This is a genomic window from Paenibacillus mesophilus, assembly GCF_005938385.1.
In the GTDB taxonomy this organism is placed as follows: Bacteria; Bacillota; Bacilli; order Paenibacillales; family NBRC-103111; genus Paenibacillus_AB; species Paenibacillus_AB mesophilus.
The window spans coordinates 31,788-49,387 of the sequence record NZ_VCRA01000034.1 but is presented as its reverse complement, the minus strand read 5'-3'; the positions used below and the strand labels follow the sequence as shown (position 1 = coordinate 49,387).

7 protein-coding genes are annotated in these 17,600 nt (G+C 53.2%); 2 read left to right on the top strand and 5 right to left on the bottom strand.

Features of this window, described 5'->3' with window-relative positions:
* Window positions 1-46: 46 nt before the first annotated feature.
* The 4 genes from FE783_RS32540 to FE783_RS32525 form a co-directional block, all read right to left on the bottom strand.
* A complete protein-coding gene (locus FE783_RS32540; protein ID WP_158302168.1) occupies window positions 47-7,711 on the bottom strand; it encodes a SpvB/TcaC N-terminal domain-containing protein in 7,665 nt (2,554 codons plus the stop codon).
* A gap of 579 nt (window positions 7,712-8,290) precedes the next feature.
* Complete coding sequence (locus FE783_RS32535; RefSeq protein WP_138883574.1) at window positions 8,291-9,376, bottom strand: Gfo/Idh/MocA family protein; 1,086 nt, start codon at window positions 9,374-9,376, stop codon at window positions 8,291-8,293.
* Entirely contained in the window at window positions 9,373-10,320 is a 948-nt protein-coding gene (locus FE783_RS32530) for a Gfo/Idh/MocA family protein (protein ID WP_238403340.1), read from the bottom strand. The genes FE783_RS32535 and FE783_RS32530 overlap by 4 nt, the downstream gene beginning before the upstream one ends.
* 183 nt (window positions 10,321-10,503) lie before the next feature.
* Window positions 10,504-13,422 carry a TIM-barrel domain-containing protein gene (locus tag FE783_RS32525; protein WP_138883573.1) on the bottom strand — a complete coding sequence of 973 codons (2,919 nt, stop codon included), beginning with the start codon at window positions 13,420-13,422 and terminating at the stop codon, window positions 10,504-10,506.
* Between the two features lie 202 nt (window positions 13,423-13,624).
* On the opposite strand from FE783_RS32525, the gene FE783_RS32520 reads away from it, so the two are divergent.
* Together FE783_RS32520 and FE783_RS32515 are read left to right on the top strand one after the other, a co-directional pair.
* Window positions 13,625-15,262 (top strand): right-handed parallel beta-helix repeat-containing protein, encoded by a 1,638-nt coding sequence (locus FE783_RS32520; protein WP_138883572.1) that lies wholly within the window; start codon window positions 13,625-13,627, stop codon window positions 15,260-15,262.
* 144 nt (window positions 15,263-15,406) lie between these two features.
* Window positions 15,407-16,723, top strand: a complete 1,317-nt coding sequence (locus tag FE783_RS32515; RefSeq protein ID WP_138883571.1) for an ABC transporter substrate-binding protein — start codon at window positions 15,407-15,409, stop codon at window positions 16,721-16,723.
* A gap of 128 nt (window positions 16,724-16,851) precedes the next feature.
* Here FE783_RS32515 and FE783_RS32510 read toward each other — a convergent pair whose 3' ends face one another.
* Entirely contained in the window at window positions 16,852-17,469 is a 618-nt protein-coding gene (locus FE783_RS32510; RefSeq protein ID WP_138883570.1) for a uridine kinase family protein, read from the bottom strand.
* Window positions 17,470-17,600: the final 131 nt, after the last annotated feature.

The window sequence follows — 17,600 nt, the reverse complement described above, 5'->3', positions numbered from 1 at the left end:
TCGGAAGTTGCTGCTAGATTACGCTTTTCTTTCAACGGACAGACTCCTAGAACAGCTTGCTTATCCCGTACCCGATAATGCCGATTCCCGCTCCGATTAACGCTCCTGCCGCCGTGCCGACGCCCGGAATCGGAATGAACGTGCCGATAACCGCCCCGGTTCCCCCCGCGGTCAAAACGGCCGCGCCGATGCTAAGCTCCCTGCTGCCTCCGTTTTCCAATACGGCGGATTCGACGATATTTCCGACTACCGCGCCTCCGAATGCCGGCAATGTGACCGACGCGGCAAACGAGGTTGGCGCTGCGGATATCGCTTCCGCCACGACCGGGAGCGGACCGCTTGTAATGCCCAACGTACCTACTACAAAAGAATGGGCAAATATACCGGCGATTTCTGCTTCGACGAAGCCCGGGATGAAGCTTCTGGCGAGCTCCGCTCCGCCCGCTCTGGCATAGCTGCCTATAGGGCTGGGCGGTCTTGCGCCGGAGCCGCCGCCGGATGACCCTCCCGGGGTGCTTGAGCTTGGCGGGGGCGATGACGGATGCGGCGAGGGTCCGTCTTCGTCGCTTAATGTCGTCGGGTTGATCGAGAACAAGTTGCCTTCCTGCTCAAGAATCGCCCGGTTGACCGCTTCCTCCGGCATCCCCGAAGCGATCGCCTGCCGCCTGCTCCGCTCGAATATATCTTCGCGGTAATCGACCGTCCCGCCCGCCGCTACGCGGCCCCGCAAGCTTCTCGTCGTCGGGTTGTCGGCCGTCGGTCCGCCCCGGTTGCCGTGCGTTTTCGTTAGCGCGTCGGTGCGATCGGCCCGCATCGTCGAGTCCCTGCTATATCTTCGATCGGTATAGCCGGGCGTGCCCGTATCGGGATCGGTCGTCATATCTTGCAGCTGCGCTTTCGGCATCATATGCTCGTCTTCCGACAGCCGTGCCGAGCTCGTATCCCCCGGCACCGCTCGTAAGGCGGGCGGATGCTGGTCATGCTGCGCTACGCTGCCGACCTGACCGGGATCGGGCAGCAGCCGCGAGCCGTCGCCCCTCAGCCAGTCCGCGTTGAAGGTCGGCCCCCGCCTTCCCCGCATCGTTGACCAGTCGATCGTTACCGATCCCGGGGTAAACCGTCTATCCGGATGAGACTGCCCCATCCAACGCTCGAAGTTGGCCGTAGCATCCGCGTCGGACAACCTGCTCCCGTCGGCCGCCTGGTATACCCATGACGGAATTTCCCAGCTTACCCGGCCTGCCGGGCTCGCTTGTTTGCCGTCGCGGTCGCCGAGCATAACCGGGTTGTTGCGGCAATATTGGAACAGATTCGGACCGTTGACGAACCCCGCCGGATCGCTGCTCGTCCACCTGCCGAGCCATGGCGCGTAATAACGGGCTCCGAAATAGTACAGCCCGGTCTCTGCATCCCGTTCCTTGCCGCTGAACCGGTATCTTTTCAAGCTTCGATCGACGCCGGATTTTGCCGAACGGTAAGCTGTAGTACCGAACGGATGATATTCTTCGTACGATATGACGGTTCCGTCGGCATCCGTCTCCAGCACGGCCGATCCGAGATGGTTGCCGTATGTATACCGAATAAGCGGCACATTGAGCGGATTGGCGGGATCAGAGTCACTCTCGTCCTTTGTTTTCGTATCCACTTGGGCGATTCGTCCGGCATTGTCGGAAATATGCAGCGTCTGCCGCTCCAAGGAAGGGGCGGAGCTGCCATTTTGTCGTTCCCGGTATATTTCCACGTTTCCCAAATAAATGCGCTCTTCGACGAACCCTCCGGGCCGTTCAATCACTTTGCGGACCCGCTGGCCGCCCGCGCCGTTTACGTAGTACGCCGTTCCGCCGCCTCCCAGGTCGACCTGACGCAGCTGGTCCATATAGTTCCAATCGAGCGTCGGCAGATGCGGCATAGCGATCATATTGCCGTATTGATCGTATCGATATGCTTCGCTGTAAGGCCCGTTATCCGGGTCTCCGGATGCGCTTGTCGCAAGCAGCCGATTCGTACGGTCGGCCGGATCGTCCTCGTAGCTGTACCGATAGCGGCGCGTCCAGCCGCTGCCGGCCCCCGTCTCGCTTTTAAAACGGTGCCGCATCGCCGTCAAATTGCCCAGCAGGTCGTACTCGTAATGTTCGGTATAGGTACGTACCGCGTCCGTATCGTTGGCATGCGGCAAATTCGGCGCAAAGTCGAGATCGCCAAAGCCCGGCATCGTTCCACCGGCCAGCCCGGCCTGCTCTCTGCCGGTCGCGCGGATCAGCTGATAAACCGCATCGTACTCGTACAGTTGTTCCGGCTTAACGACCGCATTGTTGAAAAAGTGCGTCTGCTGCGCTTCGTCGCGAATGTGAACGATATTGCCGACCGGGTCATACGTATACCGTAAAAGCTGCATCGCCGCCGCATCGGGCTGTTCGCCGCCCTGCTTGTATGATTGCAGACTGGCCAGCCGGTTTGTCGTTCGTTCGTAGCGGTAGCGGGTAACGACTCCGTTGCCATAGTGCGCGAACTGGCGTTGGCCTTTGGCGTCGTAATCCTGCTCGAGCAAAAAGGAGCGAAGCGCCCCTTGGCCGCGTATTTGCGCCTGAAGCGAAGAAAGCACGTCCGCTTCGTTATAGGTCGGCGACATAACCGTCCCGTCCGGCAGTGTCACTTGAGTCGGGCGATTCCGCGCGTCGTACATCGAAGATGCGGTGAAAACTTCCGTTTCCGCTAGCAGAGGAGCGGCCGCTGTCTGAATATCGTCATATCCCGGCTGTGCAGCAAGCGGCTGCCAATCCGGATCGTTTTTGTACGCTTTCGCCAATACGCGCTCGATCCGCAGCGGATTGCCTTTGAAATCCGTTTCCGCAACGCGCACCATCCCGGCCGTATCGAACAGCTGATGGGCCGCGCCGAGCAAATTGAGCCTTTCTCCCTCGGGATGCCGGTCGCCGTAGACAACGTAGTTGAACAGCGTTTCGTTTTGTCCCGGCTCCCGCACGTACATGCTGACCGGACGGTGCAAATCGTCGTAGCCGGTGCGGAATTCCCGGCCGTGCTCGTCCCACGTTTTTACGATCGCCCCGACAGCGTCGGGAAACATCCAGCGACGGCCTTTCTCCGCGCTTTCGCAATAAATCGGCGTACCGGCCATACCGGTAAATTGGGTAGATACTTGACGCTTTTCCTGATCGAATACGGCCGTGAATCGCCCCGTCAAATCGCTTTCCGATCGGACAGTCGCCTTTTTGCCCGCTCCATAATCGGATATGGCGTATACCGGCCGGCCCAAACTGTCGAGATGGGCTTCGCTCGGAGTACCGGCATGCTTGGCCGCCAGCCAAGCCGACCTTCGCTCCGGGTCGGCAAGCGGCTCCGGCTCGACGGCGGGGTCCGGGCTCCCCCGTTCGGCATACCAGCGGCTTTCTTTCACCGTATCGTTGGCATCGAATATGCGCTGCTTCCACGGGTCGAATTCGACTTTGCCGAACGTGCCGTTCGGGTAGTCGGTGCGGATGTTTCGGCCGAGCGCATCGTACCACAATCGCGGAGAAACGCCGATTTCCCGCAGCGCCTTCTCATCCTCGTACTCGAGCGTCGTACTGAAATACGGTTCGTACTGCTTGACCGGGTTGCCTTTATTGTTCAGCACCGTACGTCCGTTGCCGACCCAGCGCGGATCGGCGTCGACCTCCCGGAGGGTGCCGTCGGGATTGGCGCGAAGCGCCTTACCCGGAGCCGCCCGCGTTTTCGCCATCGCCACGCCGCCGCTGCCGTTCCAATACAGACAGCTTTCCTTCCAGCCCGTATTGGCGGCTCCGTGCTGCTCTCGCGCGAACAGCCGGATGCGGTTCGGCTTGCCTTCGTTCATCCAGTTGAACAACTCGTATTCGAGCCGCGTCGTCGGGTCTGCCAGCGTATCGCCGTCATCCGAGCCTTCCTTGCCCATAACCGCGCTTCTCACGACCATGCCGAGGGCGTCGATTTGCACAGCCGCCCGGTTTTTGTTCGGGTCCGTCGTCATGACCGGACCGAGCGTGCGGTAGTCGTTGACGGCCGATAGAACGCTCCAATCCGCCTGTTTGACCCGCACCCGCTCGACGAGCAGGTCGTAGCGGTCCAGGTCGGCTACCGTTTCCACTCCTAACGGGTCTTTCGCGCCGACCGGGATGTAAAAGTGCGCCGCCGGATCGGCCGGGTAAATCGCTGTGCCGGAACGGACCCACCAGCCGTCGTCGTTTTGGAAATGAACGTAACCGGCCGCAGCCAAGTCCACATCGGTTACTTTTCCGGCATAATGTCCGACCGCGCCTGGCGTAAACGCCAACCGGTACGTTTGATGCACGAGCCCGAGCGTGTCCCACTCGCCAAGCGGCAACGGAGCGAGGCTGTCGTCCAAAAATAACGTCCGGTTATGCGACAGCAGCCGTTTTTGCGCTGTCGTTCCGTCGGCCAACGCTTCGTACGGAATGGACGACGCCGCGTTAATGAGGCTTTGCATGTCCTCCGCTCGGTACAGCCCGGCTCTATGCGGCGCGCCGGTTATTTCGTATGTCCTCGTCTCATAAGGCGTGCGCAGCCGGTAAGCGGGAAGCGGACCGGGCTTTATCCTATCGGCGGTGTAATCCGCCTCCGCGCAAGTGATATAAAGCCGGCTTTGCGCCTCGCTCACTTCTGCCGGCAGCGACGGATCGTTCGCGCTTCGTCCGTACACGACCGTACACGACTGAAGCGAATGGCCGAGCTCGTCGGTTTTTAAGTTCAGCACTTGGGTTATGCGCGGATCGTGCGGGTTCCTTTCATAATAAAGAGATACTATTTCCAGCGAGACCGTCATGAACACGGCATGGTTATGCCGCATTTGCTTCCCCCGCCGCTGCAGCCGCTTCACTTCGTAGCGGTTTTCGCTGACGGAATACGGATGCCGCTCCTGTGCGGACCCGTCAAAGCTGTAAACTTCCTGGCGCAGCGCAAGCCCCTTCAGCGTCCGGACGCATTCCCGCCATTCCGTGACGTCCATATGTTCCGGCATCACGGGTTCATCGGTGTGAGGCTTCTGCAAGTAATACTGATCGCGCAGCGGATGCAAGACGCCGGTTTGTTCGAAACAGGCGCCGGTATGAAACCAAGTGCGTGTCATAACCGGTGGCTGGTTCAGCTCAGGCGGCGGCTCCATTGCACCGCTGCCGCTCTCTGCCGCGGCCGTACCATCCGCAAACGACTCGGTGTCCCACTGCTCGACCATTCCGAAGCCGCGAAATTCCCCTTCCTCCCCGTCGTAATAGCCGTGATGGTAAGCGTATCGGGTGACGAAGCGGCTGCCGACGATCCGGTCGCGGGTTTCGACGCGCTCGATTACGTGTACGGGAAACGGCAGTTTCGTCTTCCAACCGTTTCCGTCCAGCTTGTCCGCCAAGTAAAATTTCGTCGACGACGCGTACGCGATATCCGTTTCCCCGCCGGTATTGTTTACGATGCCGACGAGCAGGTGCGGCTTCTTCCCGTCCAGCAAATCGACGTAGCGGATCGAACGCCGCGCTTCTCCCGGTACGGACGCCGTCCAGACGAGACAAGACGTGCCGCTTCCGAGCAAATCGACGGCCGCGACCGTATCCAGCCGGTCCGGAAGAGGAAAACGCCCTAAACCGATAGGCCCGCTCCAACGGTTGCCCGATTGATTAAGAAACAGCTTGACCTCATCGCGTCCGATGTACACGATATCGGTGACGCCGGAGCCGTCCAAATCGGCAAGCCGAATTCGTTTTTGATTGAATTGGTCGGGATAATCGAACCAAGGAGCATTGTCCATGACGATTTTCGCTCCGAACCGACCGTATCCCAAATTCGGCCAATAGCAAACTTCGCCGTTGCGAATCCGCACAAAATCGTTTAGACCGTCGCCGCACATATCGGCCAAATAGATGGACTGCACGCCATCTGCCAGCACAAGGCGCGGACCGCGATCCTCGTCGAACGGCAGCTGGACTTGCCGGGCCGGGCCGAAGCCTTCATCGGCTAGCATGGAATGCCAGCTGAACAGCTCATGCTCGGTAAAAAGCACGTCGGCTCGGCCGTCGCCGTCCAAATCGATAAACGTAACATTCGGTTCGTCCCAAGGTATGTTGGGCAATTGGCGGAACGGCTGAAAACGGTGCCACGAATCGTCCCCCGCACGTTCAAAAAAACCTGCGTGCGGACCGTCCAACAGCACCAAGTCCAGTTTCCCGTCGCCGGTTATGTCGGCCAACTGCTGCCGGCCGCCGGCCAAATAGGCGAGATTGGGCATGGCGGCGACCGTTTGCCTCGGACCGAGCCGGCCTCCTCCCAGGTTGGGCTCGTACAGCCATGCGCCTGCTTGCTCCGTCAACAGTCCCGGTATTCCTTCCCCGTTCAGGTCAACCCATAGAGAAGCGCCGCCTTCAAAAGCTTCGCTGCTTCCTCTTCCGCCGCTTTCCGTGTTCAATTCGCGAATGTCCGCGTTAAAGGTCGGCTTGCTGTACCGGAACGAGAGCGGAGGCAGCGAATGCCTCATATACTGCGTATCCTCTGCACCGTCGCGTATATATCCCGATTCGGTAACGGCGCAAAGGAACGAAGCGGTGCGTGTGCTGCCTGGATGAGCGATTTCCGCTTCGACAGCGGATGGCGCTGCATAATCGAAGTCGGCGTATTCGAATTCGGTGGAGCGGACGAGACAAGGTTCGGGGCCCAGTTCGTCGAAGCGGTGAAACATGAGAACGCGGCGGCAACGGCGATGCGTGCGCACTTCAAAACCGGCGCGGTAAAAGGAAAACGGGTCCGGACGCGCGGACCAGCTCCGAACAGGCGATACGGATGCAGTGACCGCGCGCGGCTTTCCCGGTGGCGGATCAACAGCGGGCGCCGTATCGATATCGATCAGATGGCCTTCGTCATAATCGAACACCGCTTCGAACATCCATTCGTGCAGTGTCATATCCGGCTGGATGAGTCGGGACACTTTATTGCCGTATTTCACCCGCTTCAAATAGCGATTGGCCGAGCGTACTCGGTTGTGCTCGGCTGCTTGCTGCATGTCGACGTTTTCCCCGTTCTCCGCTGCATATTCGTATACGACGGCGTTGCCGAACGAATCCCAGCTTGCGGTTGCGAGCCAACTGAATATATGGCTCGGCTCGCTCGGATCGGCGACCCGGCTATCGCTCGTATCGCCATAAATCGTCGTAACGTTGTCGCGGGTGACGACGCGCCAATGGATAGTACCGGTCGCCCTGTGAAACAGACGTTCGATGCGGGCGAACAGCCCTTCGATGCGCGGCCGGTAACGGCGGATCATATAGCCGTCCGCCGTCGCTTCCTCGTCCGTGCTTCCGTCGGGCAGCAAACAGGGCACCAAATCTTCGGCGCCGGACAACACGTATAAATCGGATTCTTCCGCATCTTCGTAGAGGGGCAGTCCTTTGTCCGTTTTGCGGGAAATGGCGGGAATCGAGAGCGTCCATCCGAAGCCGTACGGCCCGTTGCCGCTGCCGGAATTATAGGATAGCGATAGCGTGGGACCGAAGCCGGAACGACCGGGGCTGAGAGCGAGGGGGATGGACATGGAGCCGGTGCCGGTAATGGGGGTGGCGGCGAACTTTTCGGCAATGCCTCGGATCGCTCCGCCGCCTTTCGGCAGCGAAATCGACGGAGCGGCCATTCCTGGGCCCCGATCGGCGGCATTTCCGTCGGACTGATTACGTTCGAACATCATATCCCTCCCAACTGCTGCGTATATCTGGAAAATACCAGAATCGTTTTCACGCAACAATGCGGCAAAAGTCGCTTAATCGACATCGCAGACGGGAAGGTCTTTCGACAAAAAAATGCGTCAAATTCATATCGAACTATATTTCGACATTCTTTTTTCACTAAGCTTTACTGCAGTCATCGTTTCGCTGCTTCAATTCAACGATCTCCTTCCTCCATTAGTCTGATCCCTATTGTTCTTAATCCAACTACAGACATAGTCTGCTTTTTCACCTATTTACAAAAAATAGTACTTCTCCAATTGTGTCGAGCAGCATTGCCAAGGCTAATAATGATATAGCGGATCGATTTGGAGTAAGCGCTTTCTTGTAGATGTGAATCTTATTTCGCGAGATCTCTACCGGTTAGAAGTCAATTGAAAAGAAGAAAAGGTTCAGTTTCAAACTGACCTTTTCTTCCTGTGTACGCCCTTCCTGCTCCAGTGCGGCGAGACCTTCGATTGAACGTCCTCGATTGGCTGCTGAGGAGGATTATCTCATAGCGTATTCAGCTTTTGAATGTGAGGACGATGATAAACATATCAAACCATTCCGGGAACCTCGTAAGTAAACTTGGCATTTTGGCGAAAACATTCTTCCATTATTCGGATCTGCAATCTCACGCTTTCTGGCGTAACAGCAAGTTGCTTGCCATTCGTCATCGTATCGTACAGCGCTTCGTAGAAGGCGATCTGGGGAGCGGGATAAGAAATTCCTTCCCCTCGTTTCCATGCTCCCTCATACCATTTTAGTTCTTCTCGGCAATAAAGCGGCTTACCGTCGGCGTCGCTCATCGGCGCATGTTGTACGACTTGCTGAGGGGCTTCCTCTGGTCTGAAAAACCTCCACTCTACCTCACTAAGAGACGCCTTCAGGCTTCCATTTGTTCCTTGAATCAAATAGTTGTCTGAGCGAGGATAAGTACAACAGTTGGAAATTTCAAGGTCGACAAGAGGCATATTTTCCCCTGTCAAAATCACTTTGCAATAATCCTCGGCGTCACCGAAACTATTAGCGTTATCCATCTGACATAGAATAGTGGAGGGCTCGCTATCGACAAATTGCAGCGCCTGATCGAGGAAATGCGCGCCGGTGTTCAGTAGATTGCCGCCGTTATATGTTTTTAGCGTTTGCCAGTCCCATCTGCGAGAAAATTGATTGACAGTCAGGCTTATCTGCACAATACGTCCCAATACTCCTGAGGCAAGACATTTTCGGATTTCCAGAAAAATGGGATTGAATCGCCATTGCTGGAACACTGTCAGCAACTTCCCCGTTCGGCGGCTGGCCGCTATTAGGGCGTCCACTGCCTCCGCCTTTCGGGCTAGTGGTTTCTCGCATAGAACATTAAAACCAGCTTCAAGTAATTCGAGCGAGACTGGAACGTGGAGATGGCTCGGAGTCGCATTCACGATCAAATCCAAGTCGTTCCGATTCATCATCTCGCGGTAATCTGCGTAGACGGCACAGCCGAAATCGCTTGCAGCCATCTGCCGCCGCTGTTCGACTTCATCGGAGACAGCCACGATCGCGTATCGGTCCGTTAGCTTTCGCAGCGTCTCGGCATGAATGTTCCGACCGCTTCTTCCCTGGCCAATAATGCCCACTTTCAATACAGAGGCGCTCATAGGGTATCTCCTCCTTCATTCCGGGACACATAAACGGTTCGGCCAGTCTTGCGACTTTCGTTGGCCGCTTCAATAAAGCAAATCACTTCAAGCATCTCTGAAACGGGTAAGGGGGATTTTCCGGTGCGAAACAGATTCAGGACTTCTTCCAGCAAACTGGCATATTTCGGCTTAGGATCGGACTGGGCAGAGATCCATTCAATCCCCTTTTCCCGATGAAGGGTCACACCAAATGTCCCGTTGCCCTTGCGATTGCCTCGTACGACACCGATTCGACCATCCTTCCATAATCCAACGGCGACATCGTGATGCTCCGAGGTGACTGAAGTCACGTGAATGCAGCCCTCACCCATGACAGCATACAACATCTCCACAGCATGAATACCGTACCAGAACAAGCCCGGCTGCGTCGGCTCCAGCGCCATGGGGCCGCAAGCGTCCACACCAATAACCGGACTCTTGTCCGAATGATCGACTGCGTCCCGGAGCGCTTTTGCGTAGCGCAGCGACGATGCGCTCATAAGCGGAACCTGGTGAACTTCTGCCAGCCGGATGATTTCGCGTGCATCATCCGAACAGACTGCAAACGGCTTGTCGATAAATACAGGCTTGGCAAAACGCGCGATGCGCTGAAATTGCGGTAAATGAACACGTCCGTCAACTGAATGCAGCAGCACCGCGTCGCTTTCCACGGCCACTTCTTCGATATCTTCCGTGATCCGGACTCCATATTCGCGACTTAACTGTTCAGTATAAGGCCGGATTTTAGATATGCTTGAAGAAATATCGGGCGAGCCTCCTGGATACGCCACGGTTACGCGTCCGCCGGGAATATGCCAAGGGTCACTCTCATCATGAAGCAACTTCATAAACGCCAAAACATGGGACGTATCGAGCCCAATGATGCCGATCCGCAACGGCTTTCGAATCTGCTCAGCCTTCACACTTTTCACCTCTGCCATAAAATATTCGTTTGAGGCTAGGATCTACGGAGGCAGCGTTTTAACCGTCGTATGTCCAGCCATGAACAGCATAGCAGACAAAAAAAAGCAGGTGCAGATGACGTCGATGATCATATTTTGGACTTTCATGCTCTAATGCGCAATAATCTGGATTTTGATGACAGGTTACCTGCGCAGTTCCACTGGTGGAACCCCCCAGTACTTGCGGAACACCCGGGAGAAGTAACTAACGTCCTTGAAACCTGTCTTCGCGGCGGCTTCATACACCTTCATCCCGCTTTCCAGTAGCGCTTTGCCTCTCTCCATCTTGCGCTTCCATACGTATTCCGAAAAAGGCTGGCCGGTTTCCCGTTTGAACAAACGGCTCAGATGAGATGGATGAACATGCAGTCGCGACGCAATATCGTTCAGAGAGAGTGGTCGATCAAGCTCACTGTCCACGATCCCCATCATCTCCTGAACGAGAGGATGGCTTGCAGAGTCGGATTTCCGATGCACATAACGTAACAAATGCCCAGCGAACGTCTCCAGCAACCGAAGGCCCCGCTCCCTCGAAGCGACCGCTTGCAGTTGAAACATTGCGCTATAATCATCCCCGAACACCTCCGCCGCCTGCCAACCGTTTTGTGTTGCATGGCGAGTCAGCAACAGGCAACCTTCAAGTAGTCGCATACGCCATTCGTCATCCGTTCGGGCCAATCTCATGCCGTTGGACCACCATTGGCCCAACGCCGATAATGCTTCCGCATGCCTCCCCGCTAGTAGTGCAATCTCCAGTTGCTTTTCAGCTTCCGGGACTGCCTTACCTCTTCCTTTTCTAACCCCTGACGGCGCGACGCCAATATCGGTTTCGGACTCTGGTGTCTCAAGACGAAACACGGCTTCCACGCACAATTCCGATTCTTCTGCGACCTCAATTCGTACACGTACAGTCGCGTTTAATCGATCGAAGTGCCATCCGTTACCCGCACTCGTATTTGTTTTGTCGCGCTTGTTCAGTTCCGGCAGGCGTTGCCCGTTCAAGAGCAACTTTGCCGGCTTTGCTTGACCGTGCATGACCAATTCGTAGCCGCGGCGGGCGGGCATCCCCTCATAACGACCGAAACGAGGCTCAATCCGCACCTGCACGCCCCCCTGGACCACCTCGCAATGAAACCGGGTGACCGCGACCTCCCCCTCCTTGTACCGGAAGGAGACGCCATCATCCTCCGCCATCGCAAACGAGCTTGCCCCGTGCGGATACAGGTGAAGACAGATGCGCTCTACCGGCGTCTCGCCGGTATGTTGCATATCGGGCCACATGGGAATGATCGCTCCGGCGCGGACAAACAACGGCCCGCCCGCTCCTTCCGGTAGACGATACTCAAGTTGCAGGGGACCTTGGTACACTTCCCCTGTCCAATAATCGATCCAACTCCCTTCCGGTAAATAAACGCGCTCGGTGTAGACCGCGACAAGCAAGGACGGTCCCAACATATATTGATGAAGCAGGTCGCGGCACGCCGGATCGAGCGGGAAGTGCAACGGCATCGCCCTTAAGATCGGCAAACCAGTTTGAAAAGCCTCATGGGCTGCCGTATACAAATAAGGCAGGAGACGGTAACGCAGACGGGCGTACGTTTTGAACAACTCTCGCAGTTCTTCTTCCAGAAAAGCCGGATGTCGGAAATACGCCCAACTGTTAATTTGCGACCAAGGCTGCAAAAAACCGAAATGGATACCCTCCAGCGTATGAATGTACATGTCGCTGGTCGTATTCGCGTGTCCACTCATGCCGTGATTCAACATGGACACAAGCGCCTCTATACCGTTGTGGGAAGATCCGGCCCACGTCCCCGCATACTGCTGGATGCCCGTATAGCCGGCTATCGTATACAGCATGGGACGCATGTCTGTTTGTTCCGAATACCCTTCATACATTTGCTTTGCATATAGAACCGGATACAAATTATGCATTTCCACATCGGTCATACCGTTTGCCCAACTACGAACAGGATGTTTCTGCAGTTGCCTGCTCGGGATTAGCTTGATCGAGGAGACACCTTGAGCGACAAATGGCTTCAAATGCTCGTACCAAGACTCAGAAGGCTCTTGCTCGTATGGAATGCCGTTTATCCGGAATTCTTCCCATTCGCTAAGGTCATAATCACAGTACAACAGAAAGCTGAGCTTGAAGCCGTGGCTGTTCAAAGTCCCTATAAACGTGTGCGGACCTTTTGACGACGATTTTGGAATATAAAACCGTTCGGGATGCCAAGTTTTTCGTGTGCTATGATCATACCTTCGCTCCATCCAGCCTCCGTCAAGACCTATCACATCACAAGGTATTCCGGCGGACCGAAACCGGAGTGCATCATCGACCACTTCTCGAGCACTGAGCCCTTCTTGGGCAATGAAGGTTAGACCATACGCCCATATGGGCAGCAACGCCGGCTTTCCGACAATATCCGTATAGCGGTTAAGCAGGTCGCCAAATCCGTCTCCGACAAAAAGATAGAAGTCCAGTTCCCGTTCAGGCCCAGTCACACGAAGTCTATCACGAACCGTACATCCCAAATCGAATGTATGTTCAATGGTTGTATTCATTAACAAAGCCCATCCTCCGGTGCTCATCACATAGGGTATCGGGGCGTAAGATACAAGATTTGCGATCCGCATATGCGCCGTATATCCACGGTGCTGCATCCTCTCACGAGAAACATCTCCCAAACCGTATAGAAACTCCTCGTCTTTCAGAGCAAATTGAATGTCGAAACCAGTGTTTTCGTTGAGAGACAGCGCGTCACTGCGCGTCCGCTCCCTTCCATCGACATCACGCAATATCAGGCGTCCATCCCGCTGATCAACAGACAAAACTGCAACTCCATTTTCCAATAAATCAATATTCGTGTTATCGACTGCAACTGCGTTACTCTCATTTTTTGTTAAACGGTCACTCAGAATACCGTAGCGGATTAAAGGCGATACTTTAAACACTCCAGATTTACCCAACCGGACCCGAAATACGCCTGAAGCAACGGCGTCGACCCGTAGGCATCCCCCGGTTTCTAATTCGAACTCTATGCACACATTCGTCTCCTCCATCTATAACCTTCCCCTTCACGATCTGAAGCTTACTTTCACACCAGCATCATAGCATTAGTTGAAAGGACTGTCATCAGAATACATAAAACGCTTACATTATGTCATGTAAGTATATGATATGCTCATAACCGTCCCCTACCCTCTCTATAGAGGCAATCTTATACTGAAACTGTACATAGCAAACTATAACGGAGTGAACCCAATGACAAATGCAAAGGAATCTCAAAGTACAAGCAAACTGAGCCGCCGTGCACTGATTGCCTCCATGGGCTTGACGGGAGCCGGCATGCTGGTTGGTCGCTTCTCACCAGGTACCCAACTTGCTTTCGCTAAGCCGTTGCCACTCGAGTGGAAGGTTGTGACCGATTTCGGAGCGACGGGAGACGGCTCAACCGATGACACAGTGGCGATCCAAAGTGCTTTGAACGCTACAACATCTGGAGGAACCGTCTATTTCCCTCAAGGAACGTATTTAATCTCCTCACAGCTAACAGTTATCGGAAAAGAAATCCACATTTTTGCAACCGGAGCAGCGATTGTCAAGGAAGCCTCAGTTTTAGGCGTTCCCATTCTAAAGCTCTCACAAGCACATGGCTCTACAATTACCGGCTTAAATTGCCAAGGTGCCGAAACCTACAACAGTTTTGCCGGCGCAAGTAATCTGTTTAATGCCTTCATCCAACTTGACCGTTGCAACCAAGCCGTTATTTCTGGATGCAAAGTACTCGACAAGACTTACCCGTTCCTTCTCTCTTCGTGCCAAGATTGCCGTGTGTCCGACTGCTTTATACAAGGATTTCTGAACATCGGAAAAGCAGGCGCTAATTTTTGCTCCTGCTGCCACATAAGCGGCGGCGCAAGGAATAGCGTGATTGGATTGAGCGGCAAGGATATGGGATCGGGCGTGCTGGTTGGACTGGAAGGAGCGGACCATCATATAACCGACTGTTTCTTCCAGAATATGTGGGACAATGGTGTATATGTTTCGTCAGGCAAAGGTATTCTAATCGACCACGTAACGGTCATTCAAACGGCCGGTGGAGGGATTAAAGTCAGAGGACAAAAACATATTGTCAGCCACTGCCTCGTTAAAGATTGCGTGGTTGGATATACTTTGACGGGAAACGGCGCCACCCCCGATAGCTTGGGTTACAACGGTCATGGCACACTTTTAGAAGGATGCGTGGCTGAAAACTGCCTTAGAGATGGCATACTGATGAATACTCAAGATGGTTACAATGCCCGCGAATTCAAAATATTGAACAATACGATAATGAATAGTGCAATTGAGGGAGGCGGTTATGCTGGCATTCGCATGACCACCGGACCTGGTACTGAAGTTAGTGGAAATACGTTTAGCAAATGCTCGGGCTCGTATGGCATTTTGATAACAGGTCCGCTGTCGACACCCGTAAGCGGTTTAAAAATTACTAATAATTCCGTAGCTTTAACGAAGGAAGGAATCCGCCTCCAATATGCAACCCACAGTACGGTTATTGGAAATCATGTGCAAGATATTGAATCATACGGTATGCACTTGAGATACTGCACGGACTGTGTGATTAACGGCAACATTGGTCGGGAGCAAGTGCTATCTGGATTAATACGCTGTTTGACAAGTGACGGGTGTTCAAGCAACACAATCATCGGCAACCGTGGGAACGCAATGAATATCAGTAAAGACTCCAATCTCCTGTTTGCAAACCAGCCGGGAGATGTCAACTTCACCAACAACATTTCCAGCACTCCGCTCTATGTGGGGCAGCAAGCATTGGTATCTGGTGAGTCTTATATGGCTGTCGGCGTTACATCCCCGGCAGACTGGAAGAAACTCAGTTAACTTGGCTTTATTGCAGCAACAGAGAAGTGTTTGTCAGGAACGGATGTGGGCTTTCCTGCGGCGAACTTGCGGGGGGCGAATCAAGGAACACTTTTTAGTTGTACCGAGAAAGTGTCTATCAGAAATAGAAAGGGGTTACACAAAATGACCACAAAAATAATACTCAAATTCTCTCTAATTGCTCTATTCGGCGTCCTGTTGTCAGCTTGTGGATTCGGTAAGAGCCAACAGACAGTAGATGACCAGTCAAGCGGCGAAGCAACAAACAAAAAAGAGCCAATCGAGATGGTTTTCTACATCCAAGCCAGCGGTTGGACAGAAGAACTTTTCATGGAGCAATACGGAAACGCAATCAAGCAGACCTTTCCTCATATCATGCCAAAATTTATTCCCGTCGGGAAAGGAACGATGATGGAGGATCTCATTTCGTCCGGTCAAACCATCGATATTTGGATGGGTTCCGTCAACGCCATTTTACCTTTTCCAGTCAAGTACGATCTGGCCTACGACATATCCGATCTGCTCAAAACGCATAACTATAATATGGATAAACTGGAACCGACCTCGATTGAGCAAATGCGGAATTTGGCTGGAGGAGGCATGTATGGGCTTCCTTACGGAACGACCACTATGCTCATCAAATACAATAAAGACATTTTCGACAAGTTTGGAGTGCCTTATCCCGAGGATGGCATAACATGGGACGACCTATACGAGATAGCCAAGAAATTAACCCGCTCCGAAGGTGGTATCCAATATCGTGGTTTTTCCATGACAACCGGTCACATCATGCTGCTGAATCAACTCTCGGCTGGCTTCGTTGATCCCATGACGGAAAAAACGACACTCATCACCAACAATTGGAAACAAATTGCTGAGAATTTCTACAGATTTTATTCTATTCCGGGCAACGAAGTAACCGATAAAACCGTACAATTGGAATCGCAAAAAAGAAGTTTTTTTCAAGATAAAGTCTCAGCCATGTACATTACATTGTCTAATCTTGAAGAGGAATTGAAAACCATGAACTGGGATGCGGCGCAACTACCAACTTTCAAAACATCTCCAGGAGTCGCTACACAATCTTATCCGAACTACGCACTAGTTACGAAACAAAGTAAAAATAAGAACGATGCTTTTCAAGTCATTTCCTTTTTGACTTCTTCGGATATGCAGAAGCAGTTCGCCCGAAAAGCTACGATTGTGCCAGTCGTTATGACAAAGGAGGTTATCCAGCAATTCGGACAAGACGTGCCGATGCTGTCAGGAAAAAATATGAATGCTTGGTTTCCCGCTAAGATGGCCCAGGCCCCCGTCAAAACGAAATACGACGGCCTTGTTCAACCAATGCTTTACAATGAGATGTATAAGTATCTCGCGGGAATGAAAGATATCAACACAGCACTTAGAGATGCCAGTGAAGCTGGCCAGAAAGCAATCGATTCGGAAAAAATGAAATAACTTCAGAATGCAGGCATAACTAAGGAATCTCTGAAGGGAATGGGGAGCATTACAGGCAGCCGATCGTTCTGGATGGCTGCCTTCATGTATCTTTATTCAGCTCTCGTCTCCGTTTAGCTCAATATGTACTAAGTGTTAAACACTATTAAATGATATGATGTTGGCGGTCGTAGGACTGAAAAATAATAATCCTCAACGGCATCCCATCTACTATGCCAATCAACATCGTCAGTACCCTCTCTACTATTATGCCTATAGCGGCGAAGTTCGGGTAATACATCTACGAGAATCGTAAGGTGAACAACATCGAGCATCTCAGGGAGAGAGCTATAAATCTCATCGAGGATAATGATCTTTGAAGGCTGTAAAGTAACCATGTGCAATGCCAAACCATTTCCTGATGAAAAAGAAAAAGGACGATATTGAGCTTTCTTACCTGCTAATAGTGGTAATAATGCTTCATTACGCATACGCTGCCAGTCAATGCAACGATGACACTTTTGTTCCACTGTGAATGAATCCCATTCCTCGTTAGTAATAGTTGCATCGAAAAAGTCGTCACACTGGATGACTGTAGCATCCAACCGTGAAGCCACCTCAGCAGCCAACGTAGATTTTCCTGCCCCGCTTCCACCATCCAGTGACACGATCAAAGGTCCAATTTGACCAATCAGACGCTGATTAATAGAAGAAACAATAGTCTGAATTACTTGTTGTAAATTATGTGATGGATGGTTGTTCTCCATGTCTTACCACACCCCATATAAAACTATGTTAATTAATCCTACCTTATCTTGAATATCAAGAAAACGGTAAAAACTTTTTTAGTTAATTTAATCTTGTGCAGTTTATGCTTTTAGACAGCTTCATTTAACAC